At 44.6% G+C, this 15,096-nt stretch carries 16 protein-coding genes; 8 read left to right on the top strand and 8 right to left on the bottom strand.

The window, feature by feature from the left end; translation table 11 throughout:
* The first annotated feature begins 82 nt into the window (after nucleotides 1-82).
* Nucleotides 83-2,887, top strand: a complete 2,805-nt coding sequence (locus tag ACEW9J_RS20095; RefSeq protein WP_373546866.1) for a TIGR03960 family B12-binding radical SAM protein — start codon at nucleotides 83-85, stop codon at nucleotides 2,885-2,887.
* A 24-nt stretch (nucleotides 2,888-2,911) separates the two neighbouring features.
* Here ACEW9J_RS20095 and ACEW9J_RS20090 read toward each other — a convergent pair whose 3' ends face one another.
* On the bottom strand, nucleotides 2,912-4,084 hold the full coding sequence (locus ACEW9J_RS20090) for an endonuclease NucS domain-containing protein (RefSeq protein WP_373546865.1): 1,173 nt from the start codon (nucleotides 4,082-4,084) through the stop codon (nucleotides 2,912-2,914).
* Nucleotides 4,085-4,176: 92 nt separating this feature from the next.
* On the opposite strand from ACEW9J_RS20090, the gene ACEW9J_RS20085 reads away from it, so the two are divergent.
* Nucleotides 4,177-4,377 (top strand): hypothetical protein, encoded by a 201-nt coding sequence (locus ACEW9J_RS20085; RefSeq protein ID WP_373546864.1) that lies wholly within the window; start codon nucleotides 4,177-4,179, stop codon nucleotides 4,375-4,377.
* A gap of 12 nt (nucleotides 4,378-4,389) precedes the next feature.
* Here the strand turns inward: ACEW9J_RS20085 and ACEW9J_RS20080 are convergent, their stop codons facing one another.
* The 6 genes from ACEW9J_RS20080 to ilvN form a co-directional block, all read right to left on the bottom strand.
* The gene (locus ACEW9J_RS20080) at nucleotides 4,390-4,590 is read right to left on the bottom strand and encodes a hypothetical protein (protein ID WP_373546863.1); all 201 of its coding nucleotides are present in this window, start codon (nucleotides 4,588-4,590) and stop codon (nucleotides 4,390-4,392) included.
* A gap of 12 nt (nucleotides 4,591-4,602) precedes the next feature.
* A complete protein-coding gene (locus tag ACEW9J_RS20075) occupies nucleotides 4,603-4,929 on the bottom strand; it encodes a hypothetical protein (protein WP_373546862.1) in 327 nt (108 codons plus the stop codon).
* Between the two features lie 99 nt (nucleotides 4,930-5,028).
* Nucleotides 5,029-6,582: a circadian clock protein KaiC gene (kaiC, locus tag ACEW9J_RS20070; protein WP_373546861.1), complete on the bottom strand. Its 1,554-nt coding sequence runs from the start codon at nucleotides 6,580-6,582 to the stop codon at nucleotides 5,029-5,031.
* Nucleotides 6,583-6,668: 86 nt separating this feature from the next.
* Nucleotides 6,669-6,983, bottom strand: coding sequence for a circadian clock protein KaiB (gene kaiB, locus ACEW9J_RS20065; protein ID WP_373546860.1), 315 nt, complete (start codon nucleotides 6,981-6,983; stop codon nucleotides 6,669-6,671).
* A 112-nt stretch (nucleotides 6,984-7,095) separates the two neighbouring features.
* Nucleotides 7,096-7,992 (bottom strand): circadian clock protein KaiA, encoded by an 897-nt coding sequence (locus tag ACEW9J_RS20060; RefSeq protein WP_373546859.1) that lies wholly within the window; start codon nucleotides 7,990-7,992, stop codon nucleotides 7,096-7,098.
* A gap of 433 nt (nucleotides 7,993-8,425) precedes the next feature.
* Nucleotides 8,426-8,929 carry an acetolactate synthase small subunit gene (ilvN, locus tag ACEW9J_RS20055; RefSeq protein WP_373546858.1) on the bottom strand — a complete coding sequence of 168 codons (504 nt, stop codon included), beginning with the start codon at nucleotides 8,927-8,929 and terminating at the stop codon, nucleotides 8,426-8,428.
* 311 nt (nucleotides 8,930-9,240) lie between these two features.
* On the opposite strand from ilvN, the gene ACEW9J_RS20050 reads away from it, so the two are divergent.
* Complete coding sequence (locus ACEW9J_RS20050) at nucleotides 9,241-9,591, top strand: phospholipid-binding protein (protein ID WP_373546857.1); 351 nt, start codon at nucleotides 9,241-9,243, stop codon at nucleotides 9,589-9,591.
* A 248-nt stretch (nucleotides 9,592-9,839) separates the two neighbouring features.
* On the opposite strand, the gene ACEW9J_RS20045 is transcribed toward ACEW9J_RS20050, so the two are convergent.
* Nucleotides 9,840-10,769 carry an alpha/beta fold hydrolase gene (locus ACEW9J_RS20045; protein ID WP_373546856.1) on the bottom strand — a complete coding sequence of 310 codons (930 nt, stop codon included), beginning with the start codon at nucleotides 10,767-10,769 and terminating at the stop codon, nucleotides 9,840-9,842.
* A 184-nt stretch (nucleotides 10,770-10,953) separates the two neighbouring features.
* Between ACEW9J_RS20045 and infC the strand changes: the two genes are divergently transcribed.
* The 5 genes from infC to ACEW9J_RS20020 form a co-directional block, all read left to right on the top strand.
* Nucleotides 10,954-11,496: a translation initiation factor IF-3 gene (gene infC, locus ACEW9J_RS20040; RefSeq protein WP_373546867.1), complete on the top strand. Its 543-nt coding sequence runs from the start codon at nucleotides 10,954-10,956 to the stop codon at nucleotides 11,494-11,496.
* A 303-nt stretch (nucleotides 11,497-11,799) separates the two neighbouring features.
* Complete coding sequence (locus tag ACEW9J_RS20035; RefSeq protein WP_373546855.1) at nucleotides 11,800-13,230, top strand: form I ribulose bisphosphate carboxylase large subunit; 1,431 nt, start codon at nucleotides 11,800-11,802, stop codon at nucleotides 13,228-13,230.
* A gap of 94 nt (nucleotides 13,231-13,324) precedes the next feature.
* On the top strand, nucleotides 13,325-13,702 hold the full coding sequence (locus tag ACEW9J_RS20030) for a chaperonin family protein RbcX (protein WP_373546854.1): 378 nt from the start codon (nucleotides 13,325-13,327) through the stop codon (nucleotides 13,700-13,702).
* A 59-nt stretch (nucleotides 13,703-13,761) separates the two neighbouring features.
* On the top strand, nucleotides 13,762-14,082 hold the full coding sequence (locus tag ACEW9J_RS20025) for a ribulose bisphosphate carboxylase small subunit (RefSeq protein WP_373538390.1): 321 nt from the start codon (nucleotides 13,762-13,764) through the stop codon (nucleotides 14,080-14,082).
* Between the two features lie 230 nt (nucleotides 14,083-14,312).
* Nucleotides 14,313-15,096 (top strand): SGNH/GDSL hydrolase family protein (locus ACEW9J_RS20020; protein ID WP_373546853.1); only part of this gene is annotated, 784 nt, incomplete at its 3' end.

The raw sequence follows: 15,096 nt of genomic DNA, 5'->3' as shown, positions 1-15,096 counted from the left end.
ATCGAACCCAACTCAATCCCACATCACCAAATCCGCGCTACGATAGATAATCGCCCAAACAATCCGAAACAGAGGCAAGATCGTGGCAGTTGCAGTAGATAGTCTCATTACTCCTGAAATCCTCAAACCCGCTCGTTACCTCGGTAACGAACTCGGTGCGGTGCATAAACCGTGGGAGAGTGCGACAGTCCGCTGGGCACTGACATATCCAGAGATCTACGAAGTTGGGGCCAGCAATCTGGGGCATATTATCCTCTACAGTATTATCAATGCCCAGCCGCGCCAATTGTGCGATCGAGCCTACCTTCCCGCAGCGGATTTAGCGCAGAAATTACGCGATACTCAGACACCATTATTCGGGGTGGAGTCGCAGAAATCCCTCGCCGAATTTGATATCCTCGGTTTTAGTCTCAGCTATGAATTGGGAGCGACGAATATATTGGAGATGTTGACTCTCGCCGGAATTCCCCTGACGTGGCGCGAACGGGCGGCGGGTAATTATCCCCTGATTTTTGCAGGTGGACAAACGGCGACATCTAATCCCGAACCCTATGCGGATTTCTTTGACTTTATCGCTCTGGGAGATGGGGAAGAGTTATTACCCGAAATTGGGTTAGTAGTTGAAGATGGCAAAACTGCGGGACTGAGTCGGCGCGATTTATTATTGGATCTGGCTCAAGTTCCAGGCGTATATGTGCCTCAATTTTACGATTTGCATCCCGATGGGAGCGTCAAGCCAAATCATCCTGACGTACCAGAACGCATCCTCCGACGGGTAGCTACCCCGATTCCAGCATACTCGATCGGGTTGGTGCCTTATGTCGAAACTGTACACGATCGACTCACCATCGAAATTCGCCGTGGTTGTACTCGTGGGTGTCGCTTTTGTCAGCCAGGGATGTTGACTCGCCCTGCGCGGGATGTGGAGCCGGAAGCGGTGATTAATGCGATCGAGACTGGAATGCGATCGACGGGTTATGATGAATTCTCGCTCCTCTCCCTCAGTTGCTCAGATTATCTCGCCCTTCCCGCTGTGGGATTGGAAATCAAGAATCGGCTCAAGGATGAGAATATTTCGCTCTCACTCCCCAGTCAGCGGGTTGATAGATTTGATGAAGATATTGCCAATATCATCGGTGGTACGCGCAAAGGTGGCTTAACTTTCGCACCGGAAGCGGGTACCCAAAGGTTGCGGGATATTATTAATAAGGGTTTGACGAATGAAGAATTGCTACGTGGCGTGAAGACAGGCTTTGAGCAGGGTTGGGATAAGATCAAACTCTACTTTATGATTGGTTTACCAGGTGAAACCGATGTCGATGTCGTCGGGATTGCCGAAACCGTGCGCTGGCTCAAACGTGAATGTTGGGCAAAAGATCGCCGCACCCTGAATTTTAATATCACCATCTCCAACTTCACCCCCAAACCCCATACCCCCTTCCAATGGCATTCCGTTTCCACTACCGAATTTGCGCGTAAACAACGGTTACTTAAAGACGAATTCCGAGATCTGCGGGGCGTTAAAGTCAATTATACCGACGTGCGGATCTCCGCAATGGAAGATTTTGTCGGACGGGGAGATCGATCCCTCGCCCCCGTAATCCGTCGCGCCTGGGAACTCGGCGCAGGTATGGATGCCTGGTGGGAAAGCTTGGAAAAAGCCTATGGTGCCTGGGCACAAGCGATCTACGAAGCTGGTTTAGACTGGAAATATCGCCGCGTCGAAAATGGCGAATGGAATATATTTGAGGATTTACCCCCCCAACCCCCCTTAGAAAGGGGGGCTTCAGATCCGGCTTCCTCCCCTTTCCAAGGGGAGGGCTGGGGTGGGGTAAAAATCTCCGCCGAAACTCCAACCAATAGTCGAGCACCAAAACTCAAGCCACGCATCACCGAAAGCGAAGCTGTGCCAACCTTACTAGCAACAGATATTGCTACGGATTCGGCTGGATCGATCGAATCCCTAGAATTACCCTCCGTCCCCCTCCCCCACAATCTTAACGCCCCCCTCCCCTGGGATCACCTCGATACAGGCATCGACAAAAAGTGGCTCCAAGACGACCTCGAACGCGCCCTAGCCGCTGGCATCGTCCCCGACTGCTCATTCGATGGTTGCTCCCATTGCGGCGTGTGTGGCACCGATTTTGGGCACAACGTCATCGTCCCACCGATGCCGATTCCCGAATTCACTGGACAATTCACCCCCAATACCAACAAAGTACAGCGGCTGCGCGTCTGGTTTGGCAAAATTGGCAAAATGTCCTTAGTTGGGCATTTAGATTTGGCGCGTTTGTTCGATCGAGCCATCCGCCGCGCCAGTATTCCCGTAACCTACAGTGGGGGCTTCCATCCCGCCCCTCGAATCATGATTGCCAATGCTTTACCATTAGGCTCAACCAGCACAGGTGAAATCGCCGACTTTGAACTCACCACCACGATGGATGAGGCGGAATTTCATACCAAATTAGCAGCGCAATTACCCACAGATATTCCAATCTATCGGGTTGAATCTGTCGATCTCAAACAATCCCCTGCTTCTACGTTAATCACTCAGGCGGAATATATCACTACTGTTTCATCAGCTAGTGAAACATCGCCCCAATGGGAAAATTGGATCGCTACGGTGTTAGCTAGTCAGGAAATTATTCAGGATAAAAAGTCTAAATCTGGTAAGAATACGCAAATCAATTTACGCGATCGACTATATGAATTAGAGTTGATGAAGGTTACAGGTGAGACAGATGTAGAACTACGATATGTGGGTAGTTGTGTCAATGATGGGACTTTGTTGCGTCCAGAGCAGATGGTGTTCATGTTAGAACAGGTTTCTGGCGTGGAGTTGCAGTTAGTTAAGGTGGTTCGATCGAGATTAATTTTAAGCGAGTAACTCGATTGGTTCAATACAAGTTATTTACCACATCTTATGAGTTGTAAGGTACTCAAATATATCACCTGTCTCCGCTCTAATTATTCTGGCATAATCAGACGCATATGCCCACGCATTTTCTAATTCTGTCTCTGATAAAGTTGGATACAAGGCGTGAATTTCTTCATCACTGTAATCCAGCATCTCACGCATTGCAACAAGAACCCATATAGGAATTTTTGTATTGATAATACAGGTGCTTCCATCGGCTATTTTAGGATTGCTCTCAACTCCAAGCAAGCTTAGATGATGAGCGATGAAAGCTTCTACTTTTATTCGATGTTCGCTACTTTCTGTCTGCATAAGGCTTTGGTTATAACGAACTTCGATAGCATTGGGTACTTTATTTTCTATGCACCATGCAGCCAGATGACCTAGTTGGATATTTTGCGGTAACTTTACCGTTTTAAGTTTTCTAGTTATTCCACTTTCATCAGATAGGAGTTCTAATTTAATCTTGAATTCCTTTGTACAAGCACGTTTGTATTTTTTAGATTTTTCTCTTACCTCTTCAGCCGTTAATGTCTGAATGGCTAACTTGGATGAATAATTTAGCCTCATGTAGTAATCAACAGCATCAATATAGGAAGCATTAACCATTACATATTGCTTCCACCGCTCCGTAGGATCTTCACTCCACTCTATTTCTGTCTTCTGTACTTTCTCTTTGGGCAAGACATCATTATTTCTACCTGTTAATATCTGAGATATATTTTTCTCGTTGGTATCACAGTTTGTCAAGGTAAATGATATATTCTTTGCCCCTTTAATTTGTGCTATCTCAAAGCTCCAAAACTCAATTCCTAGTCTAGTATGTTTTCTGTCTACTAAGTTGTGCTGATGAAATGATGGAGTAATGGCAATCAGCCTGATATCATTTTTATAGTTAATTAAATTTGAAAATGGTTTTTCTTCAATTAAGCTATCATAATATCTAGTCAGTTGTTGGACGACATATCGATCTTCTACATTCTTTAGCTCAATAATGCTCAGTCGCTGTCGATCGTCAACTGCTAAAATATCACAAATATCACTGTTAATTCTATATTGTTTAGCAATTGGCTGGAGTGATAATAATTCATCTAAGTGTCCGTAGACAAATTTTTCAAGTTCGGCTTCACTTTTAAACTCAACTTTGTCCCCTACCTTGTTTAACATATCGATCGGTTTTAACTAGCGTTATGTTATTATTCCCAAATATCTCTATATAATTGTGTTAAGCTAATCAAAGATGCCTGGGAGAACCATATATGTCACCTATTGCTGAAGAGATTTATACATCAGTTATTCAGACTTTATCACCAACAGATCGATTGCAATTGGCAGCATTGATTCTAGATGGATTAAAGCAGAACGTCTCAGTTATTGACATTAGTGATGACTGGACTGAGCCGGATCGATCGGATGCTATCGATTTTTCGTTACAGTATGCAGATTCCCTTTTAAAATAAACTATTGTCTCCTCAAAATACTTGAGCAACAGGCACAGCCAATGCTTTTCGCAAATCCTGTAATAATGATTCTAAAAACATCGAATCGTTAGTCAAATCTGAAGCCTCATCCTCAGATAACTCTTCCGAATCCAATTGATTTTGATATGCTGCGATCCGAAATTCTAGTGCTTCGGCGATCGACCTCATTGCCTTTGGTGATAGGTTCATCATAGGTAATTTTCCTCAACTTATTTTATAAAATAGATTGCCAACTGACTTTAGAATATGCTGATATTCATCTAATGGCATCGAATAGCTCGGTTCCCAGAGCCAGTGATTCCCATAATCATTTACGACTCTAAGCTCGCTTGGAATTTTTGCATCCAAATCTAGTTTCCACCAGTTCTTGCCAATTCCTCTAACTGAGAATGTAGAAATGCCTCCTGAATTTGCAGCTACCCACATTGTCCTATCAGCTTCATACACATCGATATCCTTCGCTCGGACATTCTCCATTCTAGAAGAGATCGCATTTCCCATGCGATACAGATCGACTGGCGTTTTCCTCACAACATCTTTTTCTCGATACTTAAATTATATTTTAGACGGCCATTGGATTAACAGTCGATCGATCTGCTGAAATCGAGTACTCGATCTAAATGTCATTAACTATTCAATAGATTTATCACTAACTGCACGAACGATTCGCGAAAGTTCGTACTTTTCATCGATCGCAATCCGACTGGGCGAACCACTGATAATGCCTTCATAGTTGCGGAAGGAATCCTTGATTTCTGCTCCATCCTGACTGATGGTGTATTCATGAATACCTTTATCATGCCAAGAACCCCGCATCTTAAATACGTTGAGTGCTCGCGCCATTTCTCCACGAATTTCTACATACTGGAGCATCAAAATTGTATCGGTGATCGTTGAAATATGGGAATCAGTGATTGAATTAGACCCCATAAACTGGTCGGAAGTATTGGTAAAAAATCCAGTGATTTCTTCCTGCTTGGCATAACCTGTTACGCCAATTACAAACTGTCTAAAAGAGTTATTACTCACTCCTCGTGACAAAGCTGAAAGCGAATCGATCGCGATTCGATCGGGTTTAAATTCGGCTATTTCAGATTTGATTGTTTGTAAATGATCTTCCAATCCGGCTGATTCTGGATAGGTACAGAGGATTTTGAGTAATCCTTTTTGCTCTAATTCTTCAAAATCAATTCCCCAGGCAGTAGCGTTTCGCGATAATTGCGCGCGCGACTCTTCATAAGCGAACAAAATTGCCCGTTCTCCAGCCAAACAGGCTTCTTGGATAAATTTGCTCACCAATAGAGTTTTGCCTGTTCCTGTGGCTCCGGTTGCGAGGATGATCGAGTCCTTGAAATAGCCGCCACCGCACATCACATCTAGAGCTTTGACTCCAGATGATACCCGCACATTGGAAGACTTCTGGGTGAGGCGCATGGCTCCCAATGGGAAGATATTGATGCCGTTGTTGGTAATTGTGAAGGGATATTCTCCCTTCATGTGGGTAGTACCCCTCAGTTTGAGGATTTCGATCGTTCGACGGCGACGTTCTCCTTCTAGCACATTTCGGACGATCGCCACGTTATCCGAAACAAATTCTTCGACGCCAAATCGCGCGACGGGGCCATATTCTTCGACGCGCTCGGTTGTCATAATGGTAGTGGCACCCATTTGTTTTAGTCTTGCTACTAACCGAAAGATTTCGCGTCTGACTACTGAGGCTGCATCGTATTGTTGGAAGATGGCGGTGACGGAATCGATCGAGACGCGCTTGGCTTTATATTTGACAAAAGCATACTGAATCCGTTCGATCAAGGCTGAAAGATCGAAACTACCTACTACTTCTTGCCCTTCTGGATCTGGAGAAGCATCGAGGATAAACAATTTACCATCATCGATCGACTTTTGAAGATCCCAGCCGAAACTGTGCGCGTTTTTGATAATATCAGCAGGTGATTCCTCGAAAGTTACAAAGATACCAGGTTCATCAAAGTATTGAATCCCGTTGTAGACAAATTGAACGGCTAACATGGTTTTTCCAGTTCCCGATGTGCCACTGAGGATCGTTGTTCTACCAGCGGGTAAGCCACCATGAGAGATATCATCGAAACCTTCGATCATGGTGTGGATTTTCTGCACACCTAAAGGATTTAGCGGGCGTTCTACTAATTGATTCGTACTGGTCATTTCTGAGATTTGAAAAGTTTTTAACTACACAACTAATTCAACTCGATCGACCGATGAGACGATCGTTATTATAAAAATCTAACTACCTACAAATCTCCATCGCGTTCGGACAGTTCCTCATACAAAAGATCCAAGCCAATCAACACTTTTTCGCGATCGGATAGATCGCCAATAATTTTTCTGACTGGTGGCGGTAAAACTTTGGATAGTGTGGGAGTCGCTAAAATTTTATCCTCTTCTGCTAGTTGAGGGTTTTTGAGCACATCAATTACTTTAAGGGCATATACGCCTTTAAACTCTTCCTCTAAGATATTCTTTAGAGTTCGGAGTGCCCTGACTGAATTGGGCGTATTTCCAGCCACATAGAGCTTGAGGACGTAAGTTTTCATTAATGGGGTCATAAATTAACCGATAAATTGTCAAGGGTGAAATATTGAACTCGACTATTTACGATCGCCATAGCCTATTTAGCGATGGAGCATCTTACCAACACCTAGCTTTAGATCTCGATCGCTACGATATCTCGCGCGGTACCGATCGACGATACATTTCACACAGATGGGCGATCGTATCAATCAGAGTAAGGCGGTAGTCTAGCAAGATCTCCTCACTGCGTCCTTCCAATTTTAGCTGGTTTGAGAATTCCTCCATCAATTCCATGTGAATCTTGACAATCTCGGAAACAGCCATATCTCTAAAAAATGCCGAGCTGACAAATTCATCGATTTTGATATCGATCTGATTACTATCGGCAAAGTAGTCGAGGACTATTTCTCGGTATTGAGATTTTAACTGTTGTAGTAGCTCTTGCTTCTGTTGCCTGTCGAGATATCGAAAAAATTGGTTGGGGCTACGTCTGTAATAAACTGCTAGATATCCTAGACGCTCATTAAGCTTGTGTGCCAGACGACTTTGTTGTTGGAGCAAAAAGTTTTGTTCGCGGGCGGTTTCCGCTTCAATTTCGGGCTGAGGATGCTCGGATGCTAACACGATCGGAGTGAGGCTCAAGAACTTGGCAATGGCTTTATCAATTGCCACTGCAATGTCGGACATCTCTGTGACTGCCAAAATTACTTCAGACGGTTGGTAAATGTAGCTACTAGATCCGGCAAAGTGAGTAGATGTAGTGTTTATGGGATTTGGCAACCTGTTGGGAATCAATCGATGAATGATGACTACAGGTAACACCTGTCCACGATGGTACAGATGGTTGATGACGGGTAGTAGCTGGTGCTCGGAGTAAAATACTAAACAATCTAGCTCTTGCTCGACCATTTCTACGTTTTCTAAAAACTCTGATTGGTTGGTAAAATACTGGAGCGTATAACGTTCGGGACTCAAGTATTGACTCAACAACGGAAATAAGTCCGCAGAGTCAGCTAGAACTGCAATTGTGAGAGAACCAGCCAAAATAATTTACACTCGCTAAAGGTGCCAAAAACGTTACAGCATTTCGATCGAAGTAGTAGAGCAAACCTAAACGATCGATCCATTTTCGTGTAGGGTGTGTTAGGCATCAGCCGTAACGCACCAAGATAGAGCGCATCGAAGCTAATTTAAAGATTGCCCTAGCAATTAAACAACATCTGTTCTAACTCACCAAGTCGAGGTAGATCCGCATCCGCATTTAGCGATCGCATCACCTCGATGGTTTCAAATTAAAAATAGTTGTTGCGCCAACAAATAGAATCTTAACAATTATTTTACAATTATAGCATGATTAGCTCCTAGCAGAGAACCCAGAAATTCTAACCAATGGCAATCCGCTGCTGATGCTCTAATCAAAAATACTTACAATTGGGTAGTAGCAGTCTCAACAAATCGGCTGACAAAGATGAATTATTTATAATTTCAAAAACTCAGTATTAACTTTCGATTCTCTCGATAGGGCAACCTTTCCCGTACGGGCAATCTCTTTGATCCCAAATTTTTGTAAGACTTGGACGATCGCGACTATTTTACCAGGATCGCCGACTACTTCTAGTGTCAGGGCATCTTCGGCTGCATCTACTACTCGCGCCCTAAAAATATTCGCCAGTTCGATAATTTCTGATCGATGGGCACTACTGGCATTAACTTTGAGCAGCATCAATTCTCGTTCCACACACGGAATATCTGTAATATCCAATACTTTGAGGATATTTACTAGTTTATACAACTGTTTGGTCAATTGCTCGATCGAGTGGTCATCGCCATCAATGACCATTGTCACACGCGATCGACCTTCCTGTTCGGCGGGGCCGACAGCTAAACTTTCGATATTAAACCCCCTACGGGCAAACAATCCCGCAATCCGAGTCAGTACTCCAGCTTCATCTTCAACCAATACGGATAGAGTGTGTTTCATGTTAGTTAGGTGTTAGGTGTTAGGTGTTAGGTGTTAGGTGTTAGGTGTTAGGTGTTAGGTGTTAGGTGTTAGGTGTTAGGTGTTAGGTGTTAGGTGTTAGGTGTTCGGGGTAATAGGAACGCAAGCGTCCTAAAGCCTAAAGCCTAACTCCTGCCCTAAAGCCTAAAGCCTAACTCCCGCCCTAAAGCCTAATATTGTCCCACAATTTTCGATTGTCACAATCTTAAAAAAATTGTAATCATCTTCGTCTTTAGTCACAAATAACCTACATAATAGGTAGGGTTTATGTTTTTAGATGGAGTATTGCAATCATGGGTTTCTTACAGAAGATCTTTGGCATGGAAAAACCAGCAGATGCTGAAGTCAATCCTGCCCCCGCGCCTGAATCCACAGATCCTGAGACTGGTGGAGAAGTAGCACCAGAGCGCGTCGGACTTAATGGTGAATACGACCAAAGCGGCTTGTCCAAGCGCGTCGCGCTAGCTTTTGATGAGGATGCTTCCGTTACGGATGTAGAAGGCTTATGGGTCGCTCAAACTGGTAGTAGTGTGGTTTTAAAAGGTTCTGTACCCAGCCAAGAAATTCTCGATCGGATGGTCGAGCTAGCCAGTGGTGTTTCTGGTACTACTGATGTCAGCATCGACCAAGTTACTGTTGGTTAGACAGTTGACAGCTTGTACTGTTGGCGTAGCCTGCCGTAGGCATAGTGTTGACAGTTGATAGCCATTCGCAAATCGGATCTAATGTTGCCAAGTCCGCCGAAGCTGTACTAGTTTATTAGTCCGCGTAGGCGGACTTTGCACTCCGAGGAGTGGTTTTAACCACTTTGAGTTTGGGTAGTAATGAGGTGGGGGTGGATCGGATCTAAATAGGCATTCAGACCTGATGCTTCTAGATCCGATTGTGGGTATTACCGAGCTGCTGATGCATCGAGCCAGCTGCGAATCGTTTCATTTACGAGTTCGGGCATTTCATCATGGGCACAATGCCCAGCACCTGCTAAATTAACTAGTTCCAGCAAGGGATTCAATTTTAGTAATATTCCGGCTGTTCCTGGCGGAATCATCCGATCGTCACTACCCCAAAGTAGGAGCATCGGGATATTCATCTCTGGTAGCAGCTTGCGAATATTTGGGGAAAAATTACTACTAGTCATTCCCTGCATAATCTTCACAAATGCAGCGGCAGCCTCCCGTTCTCGCGCTGGAGTGATGAATAGATCGACTAATTCATCTGTGACTCGATCGGGACTAGCATAAGCGATTTGTGCCCATTTTTTAGCAACTTTGGGCTGACTCACTACCCGAAATAATGTGTGTAATAGCGGCGGATTTAGGATAACGCGCTTGATGCCATTGACTAATGGTTGGATCGATCGCGGAATCATCTCCTGTTCGGCTGAGAGGTCTGGTAAACTGACCATCACTAGACTAGTTGCCATCTCTGGGTATCTAGCGGCGGCAACTAGAGCCACCAACGAACCGATCGAGTTACCAACCAAAACCATCGGTTGACCGACAAATGTCTGCCAAAAATCGTAAACTTGATCGACCCACAAATCGATATCATACTGAATATCGGGCTTGCGCGAACCGCCCCAACCGACGAGATCTAGTCCATAGACAGTATGGTTGGTTGCCAAGAACTCTAAATTGTGCTGCCAATGACCGATCGATGCCCCGAAACCATGCAGCAATAATACTGGGGGCAAAGTGACGCGATCGCTACTACATCGCTGGTAAGTATATCGAGTCTGCCAACCTCGCCACACCCAATCTCGCTGATTTCCTACTTTTTGATGCCAAGTCCGCAACATACCGTCTCCTAAATCCCGCTCCATCGCCATTACCTTAAAAAGGTTACACAAGCTTAAAAAATATTAACTTTCGTTCCCAATCTTCAGATATTGGGTAAAATAGTTATATGTAGCTAAATAACATTTAGTTATCTAGTTTAGACTGATTTTACAGCTAGCTGTAACTGAGGATAACCAGCCCACTTACCCACCAGAAAATCCCATAGCTATTAAATCCCCCATCATCGAAAAAAGACGCACCCGCGATCTTCCTCAAATCAACGAACGTATCCGGTTTCCACAAATTCGCGTCATCGGTACTGATGGCGAACAGCTAGGCATTCTCACGCCTCAAGAGGCGCAGGGGATTGCCGATGAGAACGGACTGGATTTAGTGCTAGTCAGTGACAAAGCCGATCCACCTGTATGTCGGATTATGGACTACGGGAAATATAAGTTTGAACTAGAAAAGAAAGCTCGCGAAGCGAAGAAGAAGCAGCATACTGCGGAAGTCAAAGAAGTCAAAATGCGGTACACGATCGAGGAACATGACTACCAAGTGCGAGTTAGTCAAGCCGATCGATTTATTAAGTCTGGCGATAAAGTCAAAGCTACCATCACATTTCGCGGACGTGAGATCCAACATAGCGATCTAGCCGAAAAAGTCCTCCGACGGATGGCAAACGACCTCCAGGAAATAGCTGAAGTTCAGCAGTTTCCCAAAAAAGAGGGACGTAACATGATGATGCTGCTTTCGCCCAAGAAAGTATAGTCGCTCGCAGATCGGCTACCGTCAGATGGCATCGGTCTGTCACTTCTGAAGTGCAGACAAAAGCATAGCGGTAAGTTAACAAAAAATAACATTTTTAAATCTTAATTATTGGCAGTTAGATACTTATCTAACTGCCTTTTTAATGTGCCATGACCGCTGTGGGTGTATAGATCCCCGTCGATGGTACACATATAAAATCCCCTTATCACGATCGTCAAAAGATCGGAACCAAAACTTATGCACTTACTGATATAGTTAGTTTTAACAAGAAATCTCAACTGGTTCCTGAAGGTTAGGAAATTTATGGCTTACGCGCAAACTCAAACTCAGGCCAAGACTGGGTACAAGGCTGGTGTACAAGACTACCGTCTAACTTACTACACTCCTGACTATACCCCCAAAGATACAGACTTACTCGCAGCTTTTCGGATGACTCCTCAGCCTGGAGTACCCGCAGAAGAAGCTGGTGCTGCTGTAGCCGCTGAATCTTCCACAGGTACCTGGACGACTGTTTGGACTGACTTGCTCACCGACTTGGATCGGTACAAAGGTCGCTGTTACCACATCGAACCAGTTCAAGGTGAAGACAATCAATATTTTTGCTTCATTGCCTATCCTTTAGATTTATTTGAAGAAGGTTCTGTTACCAACATGCTTACCTCATTAGTAGGTAACGTATTTGGTTTTAAAGCGATTCGGGCATTACGTTTAGAAGACTTACGGATTCCAGTTGCTTACCTCAAGACCTTCCAAGGGCCTCCTCACGGAATTACCGTAGAGCGCGATAAATTAAATAAATATGGTCGTCCGTTACTAGGTTGTACGATCAAACCTAAACTCGGTCTGTCGGCTAAAAACTATGGTCGGGCAGTATACGAAGTTCTTCGTGGTGGTCTAGACTTCACCAAAGACGACGAAAACATCAACTCCCAACCATTCATGCGTTGGCGCGACCGTTTCTTGTTCGTTCAAGAAGCGATCGAAAAATCCCAAGCAGAAACTGGCGAAATCAAAGGTCACTACCTCAACGTGACTGCGCCTACCTGCGAAGAAATGATGGAACGCGCTAATTTCGCCAAAGAAATCGGCACTCCAATCATCATGCACGACTACCTCACTGGTGGTTTTACTGCGAATACTTCCCTAGCTAAATGGTGCCGTGCCAACGGTGTATTACTGCACATTCACCGCGCAATGCACGCAGTAATCGATCGTCAAAAAAATCACGGTATCCACTTCCGCGTGCTGGCGAAATGCTTACGGATGTCTGGTGGCGATCACCTTCACTCCGGTACAGTTGTTGGTAAGCTCGAAGGCGAAAAAGGCATCACCATGGGTTTTGTTGACCTAATGCGTGAAAACTACGTCGAAGAAGATCGCTCGCGCGGTATTTTCTTCACCCAAGATTGGGCTTCTATGCCTGGTGTTATGCCTGTTGCTTCTGGTGGTATCCACGTTTGGCACATGCCCGCACTAGTCGAAATCTTTGGCGATGACTCTTGCCTCCAATTTGGTGGTGGTACTGCTGGACACCCTTGGGGTAACGCTCCTGGTGCAATGGCAAACCGCGTCGCACTTGAAGCTTGTATCCAAGCACGTAACGAAGGTCGTAACCTCATGCGTGAAGGTGGCGATGTCCTCCGTGAAGCTGGTAAATGGTCGCCAGAACTAGCTGTTGCTCTCGAACTTTGGAAAGAAATCAAGTTTGAGTTTGAAGCAATGGATACTCTGTAGACATAGTTGATAGTTGATAGTTGATAGTTGATAGCGAATGAGTAGTTAATGCCGATCGCTAGTCACTATTTCCCAATCTCTTCACCTTTCGATAATGGATCGCAAACAAGTTGCCAAAGCTACGACCAAAGTTATCTCTAGCTACTTGACTTATCAAGCGGTGCAGACTGTTCTGGCTCAATTGATGGAGACAAATCCCACCCTCGCACGGTGGTTGCACAGCTTCTCCAGTCGATCGATCCTTCAAGATGGCGAAGTCTATTTACTCGCGCTGCTGGCAGAACACCAGGAGTTAGCCTTCCGCATTATGACGGTGAGGGAGCATTTAGTCGAAGAAATCATGGACGATCTGCCTGAGATGGTGTCTCATGATATCAAGCACAAAAATAGTCAGCATCGCAAACAACAGCTAGAGAAACTATCGCAGCTATCCATTGTCGAGCCGAGCAGCCTCGAACCATCATCTGAGTAACTCATAGTTGCCAAGATACATCCTCATCTCAACTATATTTAGCCGTAGAGCAAATAGAAATGCAAACTTTATCTTTTGAACGTCGCTTTGAGACTTTTTCCTACTTGCCACCATTGAGCGATGCTCAAATTGCCAAGCAGCTTCAATACATGCTCGATCAAGGCTACATTCCTGGTGTTGAGTTCAGTAAAGAATCTGAGCCTACCCAGCACTACTGGACACTCTGGAAGTTGCCATTATTTAACGCGACTACTACTAACGAAATCTTAGCTGAAGTTCGTGCTTGCCGGAGTGAGTACGGTCATTGTTACGTTCGGGTTGTTGGTTTTGATAACATCAAACAGTGTCAAGTATTGAGCTTCATCGTTCACAAACCATAGTAGGTAATGTGAACTAACTTCAGTTCTCAGTTTTTGGAACTAATATTTAGGCAGAGAGTAGAACATCAATGTTCTGCTCTCTTTTTTAGTGTCATTGCGATCGACTTTACTAAAATCACATCCAGCGTACTTGTGAATACACAATCTAGATCTGGGTGCCATTAAGCTAGTATTATGGGTATACTTGGTGTAGTCTCCGTTTATATCTTAGTCTTTACCTAGAAAGCCAAATGAAAAGATTTTCAATCGCTTGTGGATTAATTATTGCTGCTAGTCTAGTCCCAGTGCGGGCGATCGCGGCTACTTTCGGTCAACTCGTCGTCTATGGCGATAGCCTTTCGGATGTCGGGCGGTTCTTTACAGCATCAACAGCATTAAATAATCCGTTTCCACCTTCACCACCTTACGATCGCGGCAGATTTTCCAATGGCCCGGTGTGGGTCGAGTACCTAGCAACCAAATTAGGCATACCTAACGATCCTAGTACCAATTTTGCAGTCGGTAATGCCAAAACTGACAGTCATCCTCAAGCTTCTACGCCTGGATTTATTGGCATCAAGCAGCAGATCGATAGTGATAATTCAATTGTCAAGTCTGACACTCTCTATGTGATTTGGGGGGGAGCGAATGATTATTTGGAGCCAGTCAATCCAGCCAATCCAGCTGATCCAAGCGTAATAGTTGGTAATTTGACTGCACAGATCGGTACTTTAATTGGACGCGGTGCTAAAAATATTTTAGTTCCCAATCTACCAAATTTAGGTCAGCTTCCGAGTACGCGGACATTACCTGCTTCTGGACTGCTCGATGGCGCAACTCAGCTTCACAATATTGGTTTAGCAAAAAGCATAAGTGATTTAAGAGCGAGTAACCCTGATGTCGAATTGAACTTACTAAATGTCAATTCTTTATTCAATACGGCTAGTAGTGCTGGATTTAATGTCACAGACAAATGTATTACTTCACCTAGCTGCACACCTGACACTTATCTTTTTTGGGATGAGGTGCATCCGA

This window comes from Chamaesiphon sp. (assembly GCF_041737865.1).
GTDB lineage: Bacteria > Cyanobacteriota > Cyanobacteriia > Cyanobacteriales > Chamaesiphonaceae > Chamaesiphon.
This window is presented reverse-complemented; position numbering and strand designations above follow the sequence as displayed.

Bases quoted from the DNA above. Each gene is read 5' to 3' on its own strand.
- ACEW9J_RS20090 (WP_373546865.1), bottom strand. From the start codon at position 4,084: ATGTTAAACAAGGTAGGGGACAAAGTTGAGTTTAAAAGTGAAGCCGAA.
- ACEW9J_RS20030 (WP_373546854.1), top strand. From the start codon at position 13,325: ATGGATCGCAAACAAGTTGCCAAAGCTACGACCAAAGTTATCTCTAGC.
- ACEW9J_RS20085 (WP_373546864.1), top strand. From the start codon at position 4,177: ATGTCACCTATTGCTGAAGAGATTTATACATCAGTTATTCAGACTTTA.
- ilvN (WP_373546858.1), bottom strand. From the start codon at position 8,929: ATGAAACACACTCTATCCGTATTGGTTGAAGATGAAGCTGGAGTACTG.
- kaiC (WP_373546861.1), bottom strand. From the start codon at position 6,582: ATGACCAGTACGAATCAATTAGTAGAACGCCCGCTAAATCCTTTAGGT.
- ACEW9J_RS20025 (WP_373538390.1), top strand. From the start codon at position 13,762: ATGCAAACTTTATCTTTTGAACGTCGCTTTGAGACTTTTTCCTACTTG.
- ACEW9J_RS20045 (WP_373546856.1), bottom strand. From the start codon at position 10,769: ATGGAGCGGGATTTAGGAGACGGTATGTTGCGGACTTGGCATCAAAAA.
- kaiB (WP_373546860.1), bottom strand. From the start codon at position 6,983: ATGACCCCATTAATGAAAACTTACGTCCTCAAGCTCTATGTGGCTGGA.
- ACEW9J_RS20050 (WP_373546857.1), top strand. From the start codon at position 9,241: ATGGGTTTCTTACAGAAGATCTTTGGCATGGAAAAACCAGCAGATGCT.
- ACEW9J_RS20080 (WP_373546863.1), bottom strand. From the start codon at position 4,590: ATGATGAACCTATCACCAAAGGCAATGAGGTCGATCGCCGAAGCACTA.
- ACEW9J_RS20035 (WP_373546855.1), top strand. From the start codon at position 11,800: ATGGCTTACGCGCAAACTCAAACTCAGGCCAAGACTGGGTACAAGGCT.